Origin of the sequence: Woronichinia naegeliana WA131 (assembly GCA_025370055.1) — a bacterium.
Classification (GTDB): domain Bacteria; phylum Cyanobacteriota; class Cyanobacteriia; order Cyanobacteriales; family Microcystaceae; genus Woronichinia; species Woronichinia naegeliana.
This window is the reverse complement of the sequence record CP073041.1, coordinates 3,712,290-3,735,113: the sequence shown is the minus strand read 5'-3', so window position 1 is coordinate 3,735,113 and position 22,824 is coordinate 3,712,290. Positions and strand designations below refer to the sequence as shown.

The following is a 22,824-nucleotide window of genomic DNA, read 5'->3' as shown; positions in this document are numbered from 1 at the left end:
TTTCTCCATTTTTACCAATCAAAAACAAACCTCAGTTATTCATCTTCTTCAAAATGAATATCAGTTTTTCCCTTATAACGCTGTGTCCACCAGACCAGACAATCACATAATTGAGTCAGAACGGCAACAGCGACCCTTTGATCTTCTAGAGGAATAGACCAAAGTTTTGCACTCATTGCTTCTATCTCTTCTGTCCTGTCAACACGAACATCATCATTAGGAATTTTCACTCCTGTCTTAGCCATAATTTCTACTAAGCTATCCCAGGTCTTTTTCCAGTATTTAGCTTTATTAGGTTCTCGATTTTGTAAACGTAGATGTTCTCCCCAAAAACGCTCTAGACCATAGGCTACTGCCATTCGCATTTTATAGGATTGATTTAAGGAATCAGCATCTTTTTTCTTTGCTTTTAACACTAATTTCTGAGCGTATTGATCGAGTCCATAAGTTTGCCAAGCCATAATTAATAATCTCCTGCTAAAATAACGCGGGTATGACCAAAACCAATAGATTCAAGTCCACCGAAATATAAATCTTTTTCCGATGCTTCATTAAATGGTTTCCAGCCTTTTTCTTTAAGAGCAATAGGAAAGATCAAAATACTTCCTTCAGGTAAGGCTTCTACATTAAAAAAGGCCCCTTTCTTTGTATCTACTTTTTTAACATCATCAAGAAGTTTTACACGACTTTGACGATATAAAGCCATTTCATGTAATTGACCAATATCATTGTCACCAACAACAACTAGGTTAGACTCATTTAAAGATGTTCCTTTTGGAATCCAAGTAGTCATATCCTGTGAATGCTCAATCTCCATAAATCCTAAGTTGAAAAACAGAATTTTACTGCCTCCAGGAATTTGTCTTCCCGTTAAATTAGTAGAAGCAGTATAAGGTTTGGGAATGGGACTCTCAATATTAGTTAATAATTTATATCGCTTTAGTAAACGAGGACAACTAACCCAAACAACGGGCTGACCTGGGCAAAAAACAGGTAGCCAGACTAAAGACGCATACTCAAATTTAATAATGGCTTCGGTTGTCCCGCCATCCTCTTCTCCTTGAATTGCTTCATGTCCATACCAATAATGATCATCAATTTTTCTCTCCACTGATTGATCAGGATTAGCAGTTACAAAAGCAAGACGTTTCATACGCATATCAGCCCTAAAACGACCGCGAATCGAACTACCTGGAATAATGCCCGTTTGCGTAAATTGATCCCGAAAAATCAGGTTTAAATTACCCGTTTCTTCCCCCGCACTAGCCCCCACATGAAGCGGCGCAAGCGTTTCGATAATACCGTAGGCTTTTTGATACATAAAACACTCCTAAAAAGTTACATTGCTAAAGGTAAAGCCAGACCACAACCCCAACGTTTAAAAGAATAGGCTTCTGTGGGAAACCAATTTTCTGGCCAATCATGCCAGGGTTTATCTAAGGCTTTTTGAAGCACATAGACTGAACCTGCGGGTATGCCATAACGTCCTCTTGATAATTTTCCGCCTAAACGATAGCGAAAAGGTTGGGGTCGCTCTGTAATCAGTGCGTCATAGTTCCAGTCAGGATCAATCACACTAGGATTACTTTCAGGAAGTTGAGGAAAACGATAGGAAAAGCGATTTGAACCCCAGATCGCAGGAGTAATTAAAGCAAAAGTATTTCCTATTTTCTTATGCAAAAGATCAATAATTTTTTGATCAGTTAATTGACAACATTTGATATCCACTAAATGCCCTTCACCGCCGAAACGATACCAACCATCAGGTAACACTTCATTGGTTAGATAAATCAGGGAAATATCAGGATCAACTTGTACCGCATTTTCTAAAAATAAATCTCCCTCTTTTGTGTGACGTTGTTCCTCCTGAAGGCGAGGATGTAAATGGGGCAAATATTTCCAGGGAGACTCATAAACTTGCTGAGGATTTTGCCAATCTTGAATGGCTATCCAACTATCTTGATCAAATTTACCTTGAATAGATTGCTCTTTAGTATCTTGCCAAATTTTATCAGCATCATTCCATTTTAAATGATGTTTGACTTGCCCTAAATCTTGATCGGTTTTGTTAACTTGAGCAAAAGGTTTTTGAGCTAGAAAATTAAAAGGTGTTGGCACAAAAAAGTTCTGAGAGTCCGGTTTAATCTCCTCACTTTTTGCCCAAAAGGGGCCAGCTAAACATAAATCAGGTAATAGCCAAGTTTTTTTCTCTGCTCTTTCTGGATTACTCTGAACTTGAGCATATAAACCCGAAACTGTCGCACTGCTCGGCGGAAACTTATTGCCCGATCGCCCGACTAAATTCTCTGGAGATAGAAACCCGCCCGCACTACCATAGAGCAAACCCAGGGGTGTAATTTGTAATAAGTGAGTGAAAGCTTTAGTCATAGAGATGAAACCCCACTTTTGCTAAATTAATAATCCATTCATTTAAGGTTTCAGGTTTAACGTCAGATACAATTTTAGTCCGTGAATCCGTACCTCGAACATTATTTTCTAAGATTTGGGTAATTTCGTCCCCAAAGTAAATTTCAAATAAAGCCTGAGCAACCTCTGATGATTGCTTAGAAAACGCATGACGAGATTCTAAAACCGCTACATCATTATAAAAATGTGTCCAATTTTTATTACCTTCTCGATCGCAGTAACTTTCTAACAAATCTTGTAAAAACCACCAGGGACAATGCCAGTCTAAATGATTACCACTATTAAACAAGATACGGATTGCCAGGCGATCGCGGCCATTATTCTTAGCTGATTTTTCCGTTTCTCGACAATGTTGTAATACGTCCCGTTGGGGAACATTAGGAGCAGCCCAGACAAAACCGACACTAGCCATCAAAGGACGATGATATTTTTCTTGAAGTTTATCGGAAAGACCTTTTTGCCATAATTGATCATGAAATTGATAAAGTAAAACTAAACAATCTGAAGGTTTAAAAGATTGATTTTTCTCAGCTTTCGACTCATCATTCTCCGATAAAATGCCAAAGAAGTCATCCCCACCCGCATAGACAATTCGATTATCTACTTTGGGAATTTTCAAGTTATCTAATCTATTTTCTAATTCTTTGCCCCAATTAATCAAGGAATGACTAAAATCCTTCAATTTTTTATTATCATTACCCAATGATTGAAGATATTCTCCCATTTTATCCCCATCGCCCATAAACCAACCTGTCCATTCATTGTCTTGCCAACGATTTAACTTTTCAAAGCTTTTGGACGGTCTAACAGAAAGTTGCCAGGGGATTCTATCATAATCATTTTGGCTCTTTGTTGGAAAAAGCAATTGATTAACTTTTTTGGTGATTCTTTTGGGAATGGTTCGTTTTTCATCGTCTGGCCAATTCACCTCATCATTTAATAATACTAAACGTTTAATCAGTTCAGGAATGCTTAATTGTTCTCCTTTTTTCGCTTCACTATCTTGCCCAACATCCAGAATTGATTCTGGTAAATATTGATTTAATTTTTGCCAAAACTGTCTAATTTGATCATCATAATTGTGATCAGGTTTCATGCCATCCATTCCTGGCCAAGCAATACCATCGTGACCTGTTAAACTAGAACTTTCTCCTTGCCAATTAATGCCGATCCAGTTTCGTTCGCGTTTTATTTCAGATAGTTTGTGGCGGACTGTGTTGATTTCTTGATCGGTTGCGATAAAAAATTCCCAAGCATAATTTCCCCAAGCATTCCACTCTCGTTCCCACTGATAGTTTTCATCGGTAAGATAATATTTTTCAATGCTTGTTTGACACGTTTTAACAATAATTTGCCAAGTCTCAAAAAAGATTTTCTTTGCTTGGAGAAACTCACCTTCAATCAAAATTTGATTAGGTGTTCCTTTCGCATTATTAACTAAAGCGGGTGAAATTAAATCGCAATTCGGGTCAGCATCCGCAGCACGACAGAGAACTTCTGCTAAAAAGGAAAGTAGATAAGAGCTACCATACAAATCCCGTAATTTGCGTGATTTTTCAATAAAGCCTTGAACAGGAGCAAAAGTAATAGCGGTATAAGTATGTTGACTCATCGGCTTAATCAGCTCTTTAAACTTTCTGTTTCCATAATACAGTACCGATTTTGGATAATGGTTTGGTTTACAAAACTTATTATGGGGTCTGGTCTTTTGGCAAATAAGGGCGATCGCAGTTTGATCAACTCACTGAACACAATTCGCCCCTACGTTTCCCACTAATCCGATTATTTATCGGTAGAATTAACTAAAGTTTTGACCAATGATGATCTGAAGAGTAGCGACAACTTGATCAACAAAAGATTGGGGCAAATTTTCTCCTGTACTTATCCACCACCGTTGATTTAAGTCGAGGGTACGAATTTGTTCGGCAATGACGGAACCCCTGATTTTAAAGCCTTCAGGAATGGGAATTAGGGTTTTTATATCGGGTTTTAGGGTGTGGGTGATCGGAGAAACAATGACAATTCCTCCTCTTGTTTGATTAAATCGGGTATGACTAAGCACAAGGCAGGGGCGGGCTTCTCCTGTTTGTTCTCGTCCTTGAGTTGGGTTGAGGTTAATGCGGATAATTTCTCCGCGTTTGGGGTACATCTATTTTTCTAGAGTTACAAAATTTCCTGTCCGATCGCCGCACTATGGGTGAAGTCTTGTATGTCATCAGGATAGGTAAAATCGGGAGGAATACTAGCCAGAAGTTGTTCTAGGGTCACAGAGTTTGGTTTTTTACGGATGATTAGAGCATCTTGTATTTTTTCTATTTCAAGGGTAGAGTTTTCATCCCAGCCAAAATTTTTAGTAAGTTGATGGGGGATGCGTAAGCCCAAGCTATTGCCCCATTTTTTGAGTTGAATATCCATAGCGATCGCTGGCGAAATTATACTTTATATAATGGCACTTTTGAATGAGGATGTCAACGTCTTTTTTTTGTGATTTTTAATTTACTGTAGGGGTTTAACACTTTTAAATCCTTTATTTTTGCGCTTATTTTCTATTAATAAAAAAGGACATAAAGGTATTATGTCCCTACAATTTATTTTAATTTAATCCGATAAACGAGATCGCGGTAATCATTAATTTTCCGTAGGGGTTTGGTTCCCAAATCCATAGAGCGTAAGGCTTGGAGACCAAGCCCCTACAGGGTTTACAAATAATACGATTAAAGGCGATCGGTAGGGCTTTTTGGAGAAGAGGAGAGGGGGAAGAATAGGAGACTAGGAGATTTAAAAAAGGGTTTTAAGCGATCGCAAAAAATAATTAATCGCCATTCGCCCCGTCCCCTTGCGTTTCCAACTAATCCGATTTAACCCAATCGGTAGGGATTTTGGAGACTGGGAGAGGGGGAGACTAGGAGATTTTAAAAAAGGGTTTTAAGCGATCGCAAAAAATAATTAATCGCCATTCGCCCCGTCACCAAGTCACCCCGTCCCCTTGCGTTTCCAACTAATCCGATTTAACCCAATCGGTAGGGACGTGGACCACAACTGGATCAACCCAGATCAACTTTGTTTCCAACTAATCCGATTTAACCCAATCGGTAGGGCTTTTTGGAGACTGGGAGAGGGGGAGACTAGGAGATTTTAAAAAAGGGTTTTAAGCAATCAGAAATAATAATTAATCGCCATTCGCCCCGTCCCCAAGTCACCCCGTCCCCTTGCGTTTCCAACTAATCCGATTTAACCCAATCGGTAGGGCTTTTTGGAGAAGAGGAGACTGGGAGAGGGGGAGACTAGGAGATTTTAAAAAAGGGTTTTAAGCGATCGCAAAAAATAATTAATCGCCATTCGCCCCGTCACCAAGTCACCCCGTCCCCTTGCGTTTCCAACTAATCCGATTTAACCCAATCGGTAGGGATTTTGGAGACTGGGAGAGGGGGAGACTAGGAGATTTAAAAAAGGGTTTTAAGCAATCAGAAAAAATAATTAATCGCCATTCGCCCTGTCACCAAGTCACCCCGTCCCCTTGCGTTTCCAACTAATCCGATTTAACCCAATCGGTAGGGAATTCCTTTGTTGGCGGTAATTCTAGCCTCCTTAGGCTTGTTTCCAACTAATCCGATTTAACCCAATCGGTAGGGAAAAAGCATAGCTGCTTTAATAGTGCTTATACTGGTGTTTGTTTCCAACTAATCCGATTTAACCCAATCGGTAGGGTTTGGATCCTACGCAGGTAGCGGAAGCAAAAGCGGTGTTTCCAACTAATCCGATTTAACCCAATCGGTAGGGATCTCGATCGCCCCTGTAACTTTTGACGAATTGCGTTTCCAACTAATCCGATTTAACCCAATCGGTAGGGAGTAGCCTCCTAGAAGCCCTGTCCAGAGCAGCTTAGAGATAGCCAATTCGACGCATGTGACATTTGTACTGTCATCTTACCTCCTAAAATCTGTCAAAACAGAAAAAAGTGAGTTCCAGAACCCTTACACCTTCAGCATTCGACCCATCTCAACGAGAGATCAAGGCTTTCAGCGATCAGGCGAGGTGCGTCAAAACGAGAGAGAAGAACAGTCCCAGTAAACAGGCTCTAACCCTAGAAAATATAGGCATTTGGAGGCGGTTCGGAGGGAAGACTGCCCATCACCAGTACCCTAGAAACGGCTTCTTGAGAAATCCAATAAAATCCTACACCGTCTTCCTGAAATTTGACCCGTTTGTTTACCTTTTGCAACAAAACCCGCATCTCGTCCCATGACTGCCTGATACTTTGTGCATTTAGAAATACTTGGCACGGTCATAGATTAATATTTTTGTCCCCCCTAAATCCCCCAATACTGGGGGACTTTGAAACCCATAAATAGAGAACGGTTCCCCCCAAAGTTGGGGGCTAGGGGGGCTAAACTAAAAAACGTAAATTATCACCGTCTGAGGTATAGTTCACAAAAATTATTAGTTTAGGCTTGGTAGTCGGAGATAGGGATAACTTTAACGATTTTACCAACAGAGTTTGCCGATTAGCGAAATATAACAAGCGAATTGGGAGATATAGAATATTTTCAATCTAATCTCTTAACACTAGAGAGGAAGTCAGCACCCCCGACTGAAGTACGGGGGCTTCGTGCCTCTAACTTCAGTTAGCTGACCAGGTTAAGTCCTTCGAGGACTACGTTTTTTGAGTCATAACACCGACGAATGCGTAGCCAGTTTGTCGCTGTGTTGTTGAAAGTTAAACATCTTTACGGGGTTAAGGAAGTGCTTTCAGCCTAACAAGCTCTTAAAACATTACCGAGGCTAACATTACCCAAGAAATTGGAGTTATCTATGTCTAATTATGTTTTTGTTATTGATACCGATAAACAGCCTTGTAATCCAGTGCATCCTGCTCAAGCACGATTGTTACTGAATCAGAAAAAAGCTGCTGTATTTCGTCGGTATCCCTTCACCATTATTCTCAAGGAGAAGCAAGAAGATGTAGAAGTCAATTCGTTGACTCTTAAAATCGACCCAGGCTCTCAAGCAACAGGGATTGCTATTCTCAATGGAGAAGATGTCATTTGGGGAGCCGAATTATCTCACCGAGGACAACAAATCAAGTCCGACTTAGATTCCCGTCGCGCTATTCGTCGTAATCGCCGAAATCGTAAAACTCGCTATCGTCCTGCTCGATTCCTTAATCGGAAAAAGGAAAAGGGATGGTTAACTCCCAGTCTCCAACATCGAGTAGATACCACGCTAACCTTGGTCAAGAAATTGATTCGTTACTGTCCTGTCACTAGCATTGTTCAGGAGTTGGTTCGATTCGATTTACAGAAAATGGAAAACCCTGAAATCTCTGGTATTGAATACCAACAAGGAGAGTTACAGGGTTACGAAGTGCGGGAATATCTCTTGGAAAAATGGAACCGTCAATGCGCCTATTGTGGAGCAAAGAACATCCCTCTCCAAGTTGAGCATATTCAACCCAAGGCGAAGGGCGGAACTAATCGCATTTCCAATCTTTGTTTAGCCTGTGAACCCTGTAATATTGGCAAGGGAACTCAGGATATTAAAGACTTTCTTTCAGGAAAACCTGATGTCTTGAAACGAGTATTGAGTCAGGCAAAGTCTCCTTTAAAGGATGCCGCCGCCGTTAATTCGACCCGTTGGGCTTTATTTAATGCCTTAAAGATCACTGGATTACCTGTTTCTACGGGATCTGGTGGACAAACTAAGTTTAATCGCACTCGATTAAAATTAACTAAAGCTCATTGGATTGATGCCGCTTGTGTAGGAACGATTGATTCTTTACGGATTGTCACCAAGCAGCCTTTATTGATTAAGGCAACAGGACATGGATGCCGTCAAATGTGTCGCACCGATAAATTTGGCTTCCCATCTCGTTATGTCCCTCGCCTTAAGTTTATTAAAGGATTTCAGACAGGTGACATTGTTAAGGCAATCGTAACTTCTGGAAAGAAAATCGGAACTTACGTTGGACGAGTTGCTGTTCGTTCTAGTGGTAGTTTCAATATTTCAACATCCTCACAGCTAATACAAGGAATTGGGCATAAATACTGTCGGGCAATTCATCGTAAAGATGGTTACTCCTATAGTTTTTAACCCATATTTTACGGGGGAATAAATTCCCCTGAGTCGTTTTTCCTCTCAGGTCTGAAGACGCTGAGTTTCCAAACTCCCATCTTTTTCTTATGAGAACCGTGACCAATCTCACGGTGAAAGCGTTCAAAGATGGAATGAGTATCTAAAATTTCTAACTGCTGCTCTGGAGTCAATTTTGATGGCCAGTTTAGGTCACTCAATAGACTCTTAACAAAATGCAGATCTCTAAGCGGCGATGCCGAAGGCACACTTCGTGACCGCTAAAAATGAGCCAATTAAATAGAGAGAACCGCAGAGAATAGGACAATGGGTTGGAGACTCAGAAAGAATCGCTTGATCTAAGGCAATGGATAGCTCTGGAAAGGTTCTAATTTCAGTTAAATTAGGGCAAATTTGTTGAGCAAGACCAGCCAAATGATCGGGAGCCGCCGTAATATGATCCGGTACAGGAACAAGATAGAGAGAATCCTCTGGTTGCAGTAAAATTTGCAAGATCTCAGCATGATTTTTATTGTTGAGCATTCCCATAATCCAAAGGATGGGTTTCTCTAGCTGATCAGCATATTGTCTCAGTGCCTTCGCTCCCGCCGGATTGTGGGCTCCGTCAATTAGCAGGGGTTGATTTCGCCATTTTTGCCACTGTAGTCGCCCTGGCCAGCTTGCCAGACCCATGCCCTCCTGTATAGCTTCTCGGCTAATTTGCCAACCTTGTTCCTGTAAAGATTGTATAGCGGCGATCGCCACAGCCGAATTGAGTAACTGAAAATCCCCTAACAAGGGCAAAGGATAACTAATCCCTTGATACTTGGCCCAAATCGCACCATCCTGTTCAATCTTCTGGGCTGGTTCTACCCAAAGGGCTGGACAATTTAATTCGGTGATTCGATTTTGAAAAACGGCGATCGCTTCTGGGGGAATATCCCCTAAAATAGCTGGACGTTGAAACTTTAAGATACCGGCTTTTTCTTGGCCAATCTCGGCTAACGTAGAGCCTAATACACTCATGTGATCATAACTAATGGAAGTAATAATACTAACAAGCGGAGAATCACTAACATTAGTTGCATCCAATCGTCCTCCTAAACCCACTTCTATGACGGCGATATCAACTTTTTCCATCACAAAATAACACCAAGCGGCGGCGGTCAGGGCCTCAAATTGGGTAGGAATATCTCCTTTTTGTCCGGCAACTTCGTCAGTATAGATTTGGATTTTGTTGAGCAAACTGACTAACTGTTTGGGGTTAATGGGTTGTTCATTAATACAGATACGTTCTGTCCAATGGACTAAATGGGGAGAAGTATAGCGTCCAACCCTATAGCCAGCCGTTGTTAATACAGAGGAAAGGTAGGCACAAACGGAACCTTTGCCATTGGTGCCAGCAACATGAATGAAGGGAATTTGCTGTTGGGGATTCCCTAAATAGGTCAGTAAATTTTCTACCCGGTCTAGTCCTAAACGCACACCAAAATGTTGATAGGCATCCAGCAAGGTATCCAGTTTTTGGAAATCATCCATATTGCTTCTACTGATTAGTTCTTCAAGATCGATTATGCCTTAGCATGGAAATATCCAAGACAGTTTTGCTTAGGATAACAATCATCAAGCCTTACTTCTCTTTAACGGTAAACTGAGTGTCACTCCCCCTTCTAGACCTAAACAATCTTTTTCCTTTCAAGCTGGATGATTTCCAATTGGCCGCGATCGCCGCTCTAGAGGCGGATAAATCGGTGGTGGTTTGTGCGCCGACCGGGTCTGGGAAAACGGTAATTGGGGAATATGCCATGTATCGGGCCCTGGCGAGGGGTAAACGCATCTTTTATACTACGCCCCTCAAAGCCCTATCCAATCAGAAAGTGCGAGACTTCCAAGAAAAACTCCGTCAGCAGAGTTTAAGGGATTGGGAGACAACGGTGGGACTGATTACAGGGGATCTGGTTATTAATGCTAATGCGCCGATTGTGGTCATGACCACAGAAATTTTCCGCAATATGCTCTATGAAACCCCCATTGGTGAAGTGGGAACCTCCCTAGAAGAAGTGGAAACGGTGGTTTTTGATGAGTGTCATTACATCAGCGATCGCGATCGGGGGACAGTTTGGGAAGAATCCATTATTTATTGTCCAGCCTCGATTCAACTTGTGGCCCTATCAGCCACCATCGGCAACCCCGAACAGTTAACGGACTGGATTAACCAGGTCAGGAAAGGCAAATCTCTCAAACAAATTCGTCGGCAAGAGGTGGATGAAAGTCAGAATCACTGCGAATTAATTAACTCCGATTTTCGTCCTGTTCCTCTGCATTTTCATTTCAGTGCTAAAAATGGTTTATTTCCTCTCTTAAATGCTCAGAAGACGGGGGTTAATCCTCAATTACTGCCCAAAAAAATATCTCACAATCCTAAAAAAAACCGACTACGGCGTGAAGATTGTCCTTCTGTTCTGACCGTTGTAGAGCAGTTACGAGAACGAGATTTTTTACCCGCTATTTATGTGATTTTTAGTCGTCGGGGCTGTGAACAGGCCGTTCAAGAATTGCGTCATTTAACCTTAGTTTCCACGGCAGAATCCCACATTATTCAATTGACCCTACTGAGCTTTTTCCTAGGACATAATCGCAATTTACGAGAAAGTTTTAAAACCGATTTTGGTCATAGCTTTCCTGAATTGACCGCTCAAATTTTAACCTTTTTAGAAAGTCCTCAAACTGAAGCAGAAGCACTGCTGGAAAATCTCACCACTCAACCAGAACAGACGTTGCGGCTCTGGCAATGGTTGGCTCAATCTTCTCCCATGACCCGTTTTGAACAAATTGAACCCTTGATTCGGGGCATTGCGGTACATCATGCCGGAGTCTTGCCCAGTTGGAAGGAGTTGGTAGAACAATTATTTGAACAGGGTTTAATTAAAGTGGTCTTTGCGACGGCCACTCTTTCGGCTGGGATCAATATGCCCGCCCGTACTACCGTAATTTCGGCTCTCTCTAAACGGACAGACGAAGGCCATGCTATGCTCTCTCCCTCGGAATTTTTGCAGATGGCAGGTCGTGCCGGTCGTCGGGGGATGGATGAAGCCGGTCAGGTTGTGACGGTACAAACCCCCTTTGAAGGGCCCAAGGAGGCCTCTTTTCTGGCCATGGCTGAGGCGGAACCGCTACGAAGTTGGTTTACTCCTTCCTATGGCATGGTCTTGAATTTGTTGCAAAAGCATAGTTTGGAGCAAGCGAAGGATCTGCTCGAAAGAAGTTTTGCCGAATATCTAATGCAACTGGCCTTGGAACCGACTCAGGAAGCGATCTCCCAACTACTCAGTCAAATTGCCCAACTGGATTTTAAATTAGCAGGCGTTAAAGAAACCGATATTCGCAGTTATGAAAAATTCCGGGCCCGCTTACGGGAAGAAGAACGGTTACTCAAAACCCTAGAACAACAGGCAGAGAAAGCCAAAAGACAAGATATTGTCCCCTATCTATCCCAAATTGAACAGGGAGAAATTCTCCATCTCAAGGGAAAATTTATTAAAGTTTCTCCCCCCGTTTTAGCCATTTTTATTGCTACCCTACCAGGCTTTAGTAAGGTTCCAGAATTGCTGTGTTTAGGGGCCGACAATCGTTGGTATCGCACGGCTGCCAGTGATGTGTTTGCGATTAATGGGGCTAAATTAGTGGGCTTTCCCCTTACCAGTCTTCCCTTGCCTCCCTTGGACTCCCTATTACTAGGTAAACCCCAAAAAGGAACACCCGAAACCGCGATCGCGTCCCAACAGATTGCCCCAATTGCCCTACCCCTAACCGTACCGACGGAAATTTTAGAGCAGCAAGAACGGGTTAATCATGTGCGACAAATTTTAGAGACCCATCCTCTGCAACAACATAAACAACCCAGTCGGGCGATCGAGCAGTACCATCAACGTCTTTCCCTGCGCGAAGAGTTAGAAAAACGTCAACATGATCTAGTGCGTTTACAATCTCGTCAATCCTACTACTGGCAAGAATTCCTAGATTTGATCGCTATTTTGCAGGAATTAGAGGCCTTAGACGAATTTTTCCCCACTCTCCTGGGAGAAGCGGCGGCTACCTTGCGCGGTGAAAATGAACTTTGGCTAGGACTAGTCTTAATGTCAGGAAAATTTACCAATCTAGCTCCTCACCAGTTGGCGGCGGCGATGAGTGGTTTAATTACGGAGACCCTGCGACCGGATACCTGGTCTCGTTATGCTCCCCCACCTGACGTACTTGCCGCTCTGCGTCCCTCCCAAGATCTGCATCTGCTCTATTTTCTCCTGCGTTTTCCGGCGATCGTCAATCTTACCCTTTGGGAGTTAGGGATTTTAGCCTATTACCTGGGACGGACTAATCTTTGGGAAGTACGGCGCAAATTAATTCAATCCCAAAAACGCTACGCCATTACCATTCCTCTCTGGTTAGAGGTAGAACTACTTGGTTTAGTAGAGCAATGGGCCTTAGGGCTTACCTGGGATGAATTGTGTCGTCAAACCAGTCTAGACGAAGGGGATCTGGTTCGTTTATTGCGCCGCACCATTGATCTGCTCTGGCAAGTTCCCCAGGTTCCCCACATTTCTGAAACCCTTAAAGGCAATGCCAAACAAGCGGTGGCCATGATGAAACGCTTTCCGATTTAGGGCAGTTTGGAGGTCATTACTCACCTGTCACCGATAATTCCTTGACCCAAATACGGGGACACACCCCCCTAGGCGTTACTTCTGGTTCGCTTTCTACAAAAATAATCGAGTTGAGTAATTCTAGAAAGTCGCCGGCCACAGTGGCAGCATCAATGCTAATTCGTTGATCTTTACTGACTAACCAACCATCAAACGGCAAAGAAAAAGAACCTTGCAGCGCATTCACACCAGCATGAAGGGCCTGTAATTTATCAATTAAAATGACATTTTCCGCCTCTTCTAGTTTATAACTATCCTCTGAGGCTTGCCCAGGAAAAACATGGTAAAAATGGGGACTCACCGTCACTTTTGCCCCAATATTCGCATGGCCAGTTGGTTGAGTTCCAAACCGTTTTGCCGTGCCGGCACTGTGTAATAAGCCAGTTAAAACGCCTTCTTGAATAATTTCTACTCGACGGGTGGGAGTTCCTTCACCATCAAAGGTTTCTGCGGCAATATTATCGGGATGTAAGGCATCATCGCAGACAGAAAGTAAGGGAGAAGCAACTTGAGTTCCTAGGGTTTCTGGACTAGACAAACTTTGTTTATCTAAAATGTTTTGGGCATTATAAAAATTAGCGAAAGCCCCTAATAAACTTAAAAAAGCAGTCGCGGAAAAAACAACTTGATATTTACCTGTGGCGATCGCCCGATAGTCCAAATAACTGAGGGTCTTATCGGTGACAGTTTGTAAACAACCCGCAATATCAAGACTTGCTAAACTGCGACTAATTTTCATTTCCCCAGCACTACGGGGCTTTTTCCCTTCCTGTTCCGTGCGGCTATAAAGATAAATTGAGGCATAGGAACGAGCTTCATAGCGTTTAGCTCCCTCACTATTGAGATAAAAACGCTCAGTGGTTTCTTCAGAAAGACCGTTATAGGGAACCCCCGTAATGGCAGGATGGGCTGCTAATAGTTGTTTTTCAGCCGCGATCAACTTTTCCATGAGCACATTAATGGGAGCTGCTTCCGCCGTTTGATTCCCAAAATCGGCAACAGGATGGGTGGCTTCAGGACTAAACTCTGGTACATTTTCGGTAATGCCAAAATAACTGGCTTCTAGAGCCGTTTGTAGGGCCAATTGAATACCGTTGGCATCTAAATCAGTGGTACTTGTTACCCCAATCATGGCTTTCTCATTCCAAACTCGCACGATCACGCTAGAACGATTAGAGGCTTGGACTTGCTTCGGTTCACCAAAGGAAACTTCTACTCCCGCTTCCTCTACCGAAGAACCATAGATATCGTATTGCTTAATTCCCAAATTTTGGGCACTATTTTGAGCGTAATGGGCCAGGTCTTGAATATTTAACATAATGGTCTAAGAAGAGATTTAAGGCGTTATGAATAGTTAGCAGAAATCAACAAGCAGCAAGAGTGCAAAAATAACAACAAATTTTCAAGTTAAGTGAGCAAGCCAAGCAACTAGATCGTTCATATCTTGAAAATCCAGTAATGCTTCACCTAAGTCTTCTAAAGATTGAAAAGATAAATTGCTGATTTTTGTTTGCAATTCGGGGGAAATCTCTCCAATTTTTCGAGTCAGTAACCTACAGATCAAAGCGACTTCTTGATTTTTCCCCTGTTCAAGTCCCTGTTCAAGTCCCTGTTCAAGTCCCTGTTCAAGTCCCTGTTCAAGTCCCTGCTTTCTTCCTTGAGCAACCTCTTGGGCGACTTGTTCTTTATAAAAAGTTGCTAATTTCATAATTAACTCCTGATCTGCTTTATCAAGTTTTTCGCGTTTTTGTTGCTTAAATTGTAGCATCGATAATAATCCATAAACTAGCTCCAAGGAGTTTGTTCTTAGTGGATGTTCTAATGGTAAACTCTTTAACTCAGCGATCGCGTTTTCTTGAACAGAACCACGACCCAAAAGTCTTAACCACAGGGTTTCTAAGGTGACAGGCAATTGATGGATAACAATAATTCCTGTCTGGAGAGCATCGGGCAAAAAATAGATACCCTGACTGCCAAAAGATTGCTTCGGCTCTGCTTTAAAAGCGGCCAAAATTTTCACAGATACGGTTGGTGACAGAATCCATAAACAGGGCAAGCTCCCGACAGAAACCTTGAGATTTTCTCGATGGCGATCGCGTTCTTGGGCCAGTTGAACATCCAGTAATTTATTGAGGCAACCTTTAATTTGCATCTCAACCACAGGATTACGAAAAGCTTCAAACAAACAGCTTTGCTGGGCCAGCCTCCCCAGTAGTCCTAGGGTTTCTGGTGTGGTTGGTACTGGATAGTGGGGCTGAAAAAAGACATCAATTTCTCGTCGTTCACTACTCACCGTTTCCGCAGCCTTAACCTCACCATATTGGCCGAGCAATTGTGGCAAATATTCCTTAACGAATTGATCATGGGGAAACTGGGTCATAGGAGTGGCTGTAACTATCGTCCCCCTACCGTGATCGCATCAACTTTAATATGGGGTTGGCCAACGGTGACGTAAATACTACCGCTTACCGAACCGCAAAAACCCGCCGCTAATCCCAAATCCCGGGAAGACATGGAAATTTTCTGCATAATATCGGTAGCGGTACCAATGAGCGTGGCTCCTTTTAACGGTTTAGTCACTTGTCCATTTTCAATTAGATAGGCTTCAGAGACAGAAAAATTAAATTCTCCCGTTGGCCCCACACTACCACCTCCCATTTGTTTACAGTAAATCCCTTTATCCACTGAATTAAAAAGATCCTCAATACTATAATTCCCAGGGGCAATGTAGGTATTTCGCATTCGAGAAGCCGCAGCATAGGCATAACTTTGACGGCGACCACTACCCGTCCGAGGATGGCCCGTACGCACAAAACCCGTGCGATCGCTGATGAAATTTTTTAAAATGCCATTTTCAATCAATAAAGTGCGTTGGGCTGGCATCCCTTCATCATCCATATCAATGGTTCCAAACGCTTTATCGGTCAACCCTTCATCCCAAGCCGTCAGATTTTCATGGGCAATTTTTTCGCCTTTCTTATCCATAAAGGGCGTAGTTTTATGTTCGATTTGAGTTGTTTCCAGCAAATGACCACAGGCTTCATGGAAAATGACTCCCCCAAACTCATTGGCCATAATGATGGGATAACTTCCCGATTCCACATAGTCGGCATAGAGCATTTTTCCCGCCGATTCAGCCACTTCTGCCGCCGCTGTTTGATAATCCCAATGACGAAGATAGCTAGGGTCACTTGTATTACCCGATCGCTTGCCAATGGAGGAACGATTGGCCCCATCGGCACAGAGTAGGGAGTAACCAACGGATTGGGTGAGGCGAATATCCCTGGCAAACGTACCATCACTAGCGGCAACTAACACCTCTTGCCAATCTCGAAAATAAACAGCCCGTCGGGACTGAACATGAGTCGCTTTTTGATTTAAGACTTGATTGGCTTGCAGCAGAATTTCACTCATTTCCTGCATTGAACTACAGTGACCTAACCAATCGTCTTTAGCCTTGACCGCCGCATAGTCCCGTAGCAGTTCTAGATTAATGTCTGGAATGTGGGACTGAGGGGAGGGTAAATTTAAGCCTAAAATGGACAATCCTTTTTCCAGAGCCGTCTTTAATCCTTGAAAGGACAAGTCGTTGGTACTAACATAACAATCTGCTTGACCCCGATAAACCCTGACACCACAACCACTCGACAAACGAGGTGTCAGACTAGTAATCACATCCTCTTCAGCCAAACAGTTAACATAATTTACCTTTTCGAGAAAAAATTCCACAAAGTCGGCTCCTGCGGCTCTTCCTAAGCCTAAAAGTGTCGCGAGAGCCGGTTGCCAAGTTTCATCTAAGCGATCGCGCTTTAGTCGATAGTCAAGGCTGGGGATTTCCTGGGAGAGGAGCAAAGTCGAAGACATAGGAAAAGGAAAGGGGAACAACAGGGTTAGGTTTCAATCTAACACAGCCATTTCTTCTCTGGCCTCCATGCGATCCATTAACGTATTAGGGTTAGGGTACTGCTATTCCTGACCATCATTCAAATTTGAAGAAATTCCCTGATCCCCTGGGGAGAATTTTACCGTTACGATAGATACTTATTGTGACCAGTCAGGCATACTGGCTAATGCAAGGATCTAGGATCTGGGGTTGTTTTGCTATGGCTTATTCCTCTCCCAAGAAAAATACCCGTGCTGTTGCTCTCCGCAATTATTTTTCTCCCTTTGGCAACAAATTGGTTACGGGCGGTCATGTTGCCCCAGATCAACTCCAGCAAGCCCTGGTACAGATGAAGAAGACGGGGCGATCGCTACCGGAAGAAATCCAATCCGTTACGGGTCATGCCCTTTCGCCAGAACTACTACGTCAATACAAAAAGCATTATCTCTTTGAATTAAAAGTTCTCTATGGAGTAGATAGCCTAGATCCAGAGATCCGTCCGGTGGCTAGTCGAGAAATGGCGGACTTAATCATGGATTTAATTCCCCTAGATACCTGTCGCCGCTACAAAATTCTGCCCCTCGCCAAGCAGGCCGGTACTCCCCCCAGTGTTTTAGTCGCGATGGTTGATCCAGATGATCTCGCTGCTCAGGATGAGTTACAACGAATTTTACGCTTCAAGGGCTTAGAGTTACGGCGTTTAGTTATCACCAAGGAAGACTATGAACAACTGCTAGAACAGTATCATAGTATGCAGGGAGAGATTGAACAAGCCAAGGAAAAAAGACAAAAGGATCGGGAACTGGAGAAGTTATCCGATCTGACGGATATTGTCGGTTCTTTTAATGGCGCACTTCAGGATAACTCTGACGAAACGGAAGATGCCCTAGACTCTAATGAAGCTAATCAAGCCCCAGTAATTAATCTGGTTAACAAAGTTCTGGCGAAAGCTTTACAAGAGGGAACATCGGATATTCATGTCGAACCCCAGGAAACAGCCCTGCGCATTCGTTTTCGTAAAGATGGAGTTCTTCATCAAGCCTTTGACCCCTTACCACGCAAAATTACGCCGGCGGTGGTGGCTCGTTTCAAAATCATGGCTGATATGGATATTGCCGAGCGTCGCCTACCTCAAGATGGCAAGATTCGTCGGGTTTATCAAGGGCGCAACGTGGATTTTCGAGTCAATACCATCCCTAGCCGTTATGGAGAAAAGGTTTGTTTGCGGATCTTGGATAATTCCTCAACACAGTTGGGTTTGGACTTTTTAATTTCCAGTGCTGATACCCTGCAAGTGGTGCGAGAGTTGGCGGCCAGACCCTATGGTTTATTTTTGGTGACAGGGCCAACGGGTTCGGGGAAATCCACCAGCTTGTATTCTGTATTAGCAGAACGAAACAGTCCTGGGGTTAATATCAATACGGCAGAAGATCCGATTGAATATGCCTTGCCTGGAATTACCCAAGTGCAAGTTATTCGGGAAAAAGGCATGGATTTTTCGTCTATTTTACGTGCCTTTATGCGTCAAGATCCCGATGTGATTCTAGTGGGAGAAACACGAGATAAGGAAACGGCTAAAACAGCGATTGAAGCGGCTCTAACCGGACACCTTGTTCTGACAACTCTGCATACTAATGATGCGGCAGGGGCGATCGCCCGTCTAGATGAAATGGGAGTTGAACCCTTTATGGTATCAGGCGCGCTCTTAGGAGTCTTAGCCCAGCGTTTAATGCGAAGAGTCTGCACCCAATGTCGGATTGCCTACCATCCTAGCCGCGAAGAATTAGCCCATTTTGGCCTCAGTGCGGCGGATGAAGAACAAGTTACCTTCTACAAAGCCAATACGTTAACACCAGAGGAAAATCATCAGGCCCGTGCTGACGGTAGTCTTTGTACCAAATGTAATGGTAGTGGCTATAAAGGACGAGTCGGCGTTTATGAGGTCATGCGTAATTCAGAACGCCTCGCTGCTTTAATTAATGAAGGGGCAACCACTGATCGCATCAAGGACTGTGCGGTGGAAGAGGGGATGGTGACGCTACTGGCCTATAGTCTCAACCTGGTGCGAGAAGGCCACACGACTCTAGACGAAGTAGAACGAGTAACCTTTACTGATACGGGCTTAGAATCGGAGTTACGAGCTAAACGCAAAAGTGCCCTAACTTGTCGGACTTGTGATGCTGAGTTACAACAGGAATGGCTGGACTGTCCCTATTGTATGACCCCGCGTTTTTCCTAATTTTAATTTGACCTAAATTTTATCTAACAATTTACCTATTATACCTAGGAGATTTTCAACATGGCAGTGGAATACATTATCGAAGACCTGATGGAACAGTTAGTGGAAATGGGGGGATCAGATATGCACATTCAAGCTGGTGCTCCCGTTTATTTTCGCATTAGTGGCAAGTTAAACCCGATTAACGAAGAATTTCTAACTCCCCAGGACAGCCAAAAACTGATCTTTAGTATGCTCAATAATTCCCAACGGAAAGAATTAGAACAAAACTGGGAGTTAGACTGTTCCTATGGCGTAAAGGGATTAGCACGTTTTCGGGTTAATGTCTATAAAGAGCGAGGTTGCTATGCCGCCTGTCTGCGGGCTTTATCTTCTAAAATTCCTAATTTTGAGCAATTGGGCTTGCCAACGATTGTGCGTGAAATGGCGGAACGCCCCAGGGGCTTAATTTTGGTGACAGGGCAAACAGGATCGGGTAAAACGACTACCTTAGCTGCCATTTTGGATTTGATTAATCGTACTCGCGCTGAACATATTTTAACGGTTGAAGACCCAATTGAGTACGTTTTTCCTAATATTAAAAGTCTTTTTCACCAACGTCAAAAGGGAGAAGATACGAAAAGTTTTGCCAATGCCTTAAAGGCAGCCCTACGGGAAGATCCGGATATTGTTCTAGTGGGGGAAATGCGGGATTTGGAAACGATCGCCTTGGCGATTAGTGCGGCGGAAACGGGACACTTGGTCTTTGGCACGCTGCACACGAACTCGGCGGCTGGCACTGTGGATCGGATGTTAGATGTTTTTCCGGCCAACCAACAGGCTCAAATTCGGGCCATGTTATCCAATTCTCTATTGGCAGTTTTTAGTCAAAACCTGGTGAAGAAAAAAGCCCCTAAACCAGGAGAATTTGGTCGGGCCATGGTTCAGGAAATTATGATCATCACTCCGGCGATCGCCAACTTAATTCGAGAAGGAAAAGCCCCGCAAATTTACTCTTCCATTCAAACTGGTGCAAAGTTAGGAATGCAAACCATGGAACAGGCCTTAGCAAGCCTAGTGGTTTCTGGAACCATTTCCCTGGAAGAAGGACTTTCCAAAAGTGCCAGACCCGATGAATTACAACGATTAGTGGGGGGGGCTGCTCCGACTGCTGCTTCTGTCAAAACCAAAGCTCGTTAAAAATACCGCCTTACCATATTTATTGATTAAAAGGAAAAAATCATGGCTACCTTTGTTGCCCAGGTTAAGGATAGAAAAGGCAAGGTTCTACAAAAAAAGATTGATGCCATGTCTGCGGAACAGGCTCGTACCATGCTGAAGCAGCAATATGCCTCGATTGGAACGATTAAAGAGGCCAGTGCGGGCATTAATCTGGAATTCCTAGAAAACCTGATGAATAAGGTGACAGTTAAGGATAAGGCTGTTTTTTCCCGACAATTTTCCGTCATGATCAATGCGGGGGTGGCGATCGTCCGTTGCTTAAGTGTATTAGGAGAACAATGCCCCAATCCTAAATTAAAAAGAGCTTTGGTGGGGATTAGTGGAGAAGTACAACAAGGGAATAATCTCTCCGAATCCATGGCCAAATACCCCGAATGTTTTGATGACCTCTACGTCAGCATGGTGGAAGCTGGAGAAACTGGTGGGGTTTTAGATGAAGTGCTGAACCGCCTATCTCAACTGTTAGAAGATATGGCTCGACTGCAAAACCAAATTAAGTCCGCCATGGCCTATCCCGTCGCGGTTGGTTTTTTAGCCGTAGTTGCCTTTTTAGGGATGACCATTTTTCTGATTCCGGTCTTTGCCAAAATTTTTAAGGATTTAGGCACAGAATTACCGGCCCTAACCCAATTTATGCTCAATTTGAGTGATTTTTTACGCAGTCCTTTCGTGGTGCTGCCCATTATTGGGGTTGGTGTGGGCTCTTTTGCTTTCAAGAAATACTACGCAACCTATGTCGGTCGTCGTCAAGTCGATAAGTTTATGTTAAAAATGCCTATGTTTGGCCCTTTAAATGAAAAGACGGCTGTGGCTCGTTTTTGTCGAGTTTTTGGGACTTTGACTCGTTCTGGGGTTCCGATTATTCAATCCCTAACCATTGTTTGTAACACGATTCCCAATAAAATCATTTCTGATGCGATCGCCGGAGCCGTTGACGAAATTCAACAGGGAGGCATGATGAGTTTAGCCTTGCAACGTTCTAAGGTATTTCCCTCCCTAGCCATCCAGATGATTAGTATTGGCGAAGAAACGGGAGAATTAGACTCAATGATGATGAAAGTGGCCGACTTTTACGAAGATGAGGTAGAACAAGCCGTTAAAGCCTTAACTAGCGTGATTGAGCCGATGATGATGGTTTTCATTGCGGGTATGGTCGGAACTATCTTGTTATCCATGTATCTGCCTATGTTCAAAATCTTTGAAAAAATGGGTTAATTTTAATTCTCAAAACTCAAAACCCAAGAAGAGATTCTCTGGAAAAAACAGAGAGTCTTTTTTTTAGGTTTTTAATTTTTAGCCCTGCCAGCAATTACCTCAACGTAGTGGCCACCAAGAAACCTTTTCTCGCGTCGCACTATAGACTTCTTTCAGACCTTCCGGCGCAATCACACGAATAATATCATCGCCATCCTCTTTTTGAGAGGTTACTAAGCCGATCTGCTGCATTCCTTTCATCACCTGCTCGACGGTGCGTTGATTAAGTTGACAAGCACGGGCAATCACATCAATAGGAAGATCAAGAACATAATGACCCTGACTATCGGGTTGCTGACTTAATTCCCGTTCCTGATAAATTAAAGCTCGTAGAAGGGCAGCCACTGCTTGCGGGGGATAACTACTGCAATTGAGTAAATGATATTCAAATTTTTGTCTTAGTTCAAACAACATTCGATAATGCTCTCGGAAGATTTCACTCTGGTCATAGAGTTGAATCAGATTTTCCCTCGGAATTTTTAAAACATGGGTAGTTTTGTAGGCTTCCACTAAGCAAGGAAAGGCTTGATGAGCTAGACCATAGCTAAAATCTAGACTTCGCATCCCAAAACAGCCACCGGCATAGGTAATAGCAATAATCCGATCTAGAGGAGTACTACGAGTAATAACCAACCCCTCTCCGAGGATGACATAGAGAACATCCAAAAAATGATCGGGCAGAAAAGCCGTATAGATAGGACGATTGGAAAAAAGTTTTTCGAGCTTCAGAGTTTCGACCGGAAGATAATTGGCCAGCCAATCCCGCTCCAAATCTCGGAAAAGATAGTTTTCTTGAATTAACTTGTCCAGCAAGTCCGGGGGCTGTGTTTCGCGGCTATTGGTCATATCCTCGTGAATTCGCCTGTTCTTGACAAGCTGAATGCTTTGGCTTGGCTAGGTTTTTCTGATTCTGATCATGACACAAAAGCCATGCTGCATTCAAATAAATTCGATTTAAAGCCTAAACGAATTGCAATTCGTGCCAAAATAAAATAAACTGCAAAAGCACTGAGATTTAATTCTGATTGAGG

Annotated in this window: 16 protein-coding genes and 1 CRISPR repeat array; of the genes, 5 read left to right on the top strand and 11 right to left on the bottom strand. The window is 43.2% G+C overall.

All coding sequences use genetic code 11. The features are described 5' to 3' along the window. Positions 1–35: 35 nt before the first annotated feature. The 6 genes from KA717_18835 to KA717_18810 form a co-directional block, all read right to left on the bottom strand. Complete coding sequence (locus KA717_18835; protein ID UXE64350.1) at positions 36–461, bottom strand: hypothetical protein; 426 nt, start codon at positions 459–461, stop codon at positions 36–38. Positions 462–463: 2 nt separating this feature from the next. Continuing rightward, positions 464–1,321 (bottom strand): RAMP superfamily CRISPR-associated protein, encoded by an 858-nt coding sequence (locus KA717_18830; GenBank protein ID UXE64349.1) that lies wholly within the window; start codon positions 1,319–1,321, stop codon positions 464–466. A gap of 17 nt (positions 1,322–1,338) precedes the next feature. Beyond that, complete coding sequence (locus KA717_18825; protein UXE64348.1) at positions 1,339–2,388, bottom strand: type III-B CRISPR module-associated protein Cmr3; 1,050 nt, start codon at positions 2,386–2,388, stop codon at positions 1,339–1,341. Further along, positions 2,381–4,039 (bottom strand): hypothetical protein, encoded by a 1,659-nt coding sequence (locus tag KA717_18820; GenBank protein UXE64347.1) that lies wholly within the window; start codon positions 4,037–4,039, stop codon positions 2,381–2,383. The genes KA717_18825 and KA717_18820 overlap by 8 nt, the downstream gene beginning before the upstream one ends. Before the next feature lie 186 nt (positions 4,040–4,225). Beyond that, complete coding sequence (locus KA717_18815; protein ID UXE64346.1) at positions 4,226–4,576, bottom strand: type II toxin-antitoxin system PemK/MazF family toxin; 351 nt, start codon at positions 4,574–4,576, stop codon at positions 4,226–4,228. 14 nt (positions 4,577–4,590) lie between these two features. Then, positions 4,591–4,842 (bottom strand): AbrB/MazE/SpoVT family DNA-binding domain-containing protein, encoded by a 252-nt coding sequence (locus tag KA717_18810; protein UXE64345.1) that lies wholly within the window; start codon positions 4,840–4,842, stop codon positions 4,591–4,593. Between the two features lie 1,106 nt (positions 4,843–5,948). Further along, a CRISPR array of direct repeats spans positions 5,949–6,278; the repeat unit is 37 nt; unit sequence GTTTCCAACTAATCCGATTTAACCCAATCGGTAGGGA. 961 nt (positions 6,279–7,239) lie between these two features. Between KA717_18810 and iscB the strand changes: the two genes are divergently transcribed. After that, positions 7,240–8,517 (top strand): RNA-guided endonuclease IscB, encoded by a 1,278-nt coding sequence (gene iscB / locus KA717_18805; protein UXE64344.1) that lies wholly within the window; start codon positions 7,240–7,242, stop codon positions 8,515–8,517. A 225-nt stretch (positions 8,518–8,742) separates the two neighbouring features. Here the strand turns inward: iscB and KA717_18800 are convergent, their stop codons facing one another. After that, on the bottom strand, positions 8,743–10,035 hold the full coding sequence (locus KA717_18800; GenBank protein ID UXE64343.1) for a bifunctional folylpolyglutamate synthase/dihydrofolate synthase: 1,293 nt from the start codon (positions 10,033–10,035) through the stop codon (positions 8,743–8,745). 116 nt (positions 10,036–10,151) lie between these two features. On the opposite strand from KA717_18800, the gene KA717_18795 reads away from it, so the two are divergent. After that, entirely contained in the window at positions 10,152–13,157 is a 3,006-nt protein-coding gene (locus KA717_18795; protein UXE64342.1) for a DEAD/DEAH box helicase, read from the top strand. Positions 13,158–13,173: 16 nt separating this feature from the next. Here the strand turns inward: KA717_18795 and KA717_18790 are convergent, their stop codons facing one another. The 3 genes from KA717_18790 to KA717_18780 form a co-directional block, all read right to left on the bottom strand. Continuing rightward, positions 13,174–14,514, bottom strand: coding sequence for a TldD/PmbA family protein (locus KA717_18790; GenBank protein UXE64341.1), 1,341 nt, complete (start codon positions 14,512–14,514; stop codon positions 13,174–13,176). Between the two features lie 84 nt (positions 14,515–14,598). Continuing rightward, complete coding sequence (locus KA717_18785; GenBank protein ID UXE64340.1) at positions 14,599–15,576, bottom strand: DUF4351 domain-containing protein; 978 nt, start codon at positions 15,574–15,576, stop codon at positions 14,599–14,601. A gap of 14 nt (positions 15,577–15,590) precedes the next feature. Beyond that, positions 15,591–17,060, bottom strand: coding sequence for a TldD/PmbA family protein (locus tag KA717_18780; protein UXE64339.1), 1,470 nt, complete (start codon positions 17,058–17,060; stop codon positions 15,591–15,593). 239 nt (positions 17,061–17,299) lie between these two features. Between KA717_18780 and KA717_18775 the strand changes: the two genes are divergently transcribed. Genes KA717_18775 through KA717_18765 form a run of 3 tightly spaced genes read left to right on the top strand, consistent with a single transcriptional unit; the run spans position 17,300 to position 21,754 of the window. Then, positions 17,300–19,318 (top strand): GspE/PulE family protein, encoded by a 2,019-nt coding sequence (locus KA717_18775; GenBank protein UXE64338.1) that lies wholly within the window; start codon positions 17,300–17,302, stop codon positions 19,316–19,318. A 60-nt stretch (positions 19,319–19,378) separates the two neighbouring features. Further along, the gene (locus tag KA717_18770) at positions 19,379–20,497 is read left to right on the top strand and encodes a type IV pilus twitching motility protein PilT (GenBank protein UXE64337.1); all 1,119 of its coding nucleotides are present in this window, start codon (positions 19,379–19,381) and stop codon (positions 20,495–20,497) included. Positions 20,498–20,539: 42 nt separating this feature from the next. After that, entirely contained in the window at positions 20,540–21,754 is a 1,215-nt protein-coding gene (locus KA717_18765) for a type II secretion system F family protein (protein UXE64336.1), read from the top strand. A 99-nt stretch (positions 21,755–21,853) separates the two neighbouring features. On the opposite strand, the gene KA717_18760 is transcribed toward KA717_18765, so the two are convergent. Then, on the bottom strand, positions 21,854–22,606 hold the full coding sequence (locus tag KA717_18760) for a Crp/Fnr family transcriptional regulator (GenBank protein UXE64335.1): 753 nt from the start codon (positions 22,604–22,606) through the stop codon (positions 21,854–21,856). Positions 22,607–22,824: the final 218 nt, after the last annotated feature.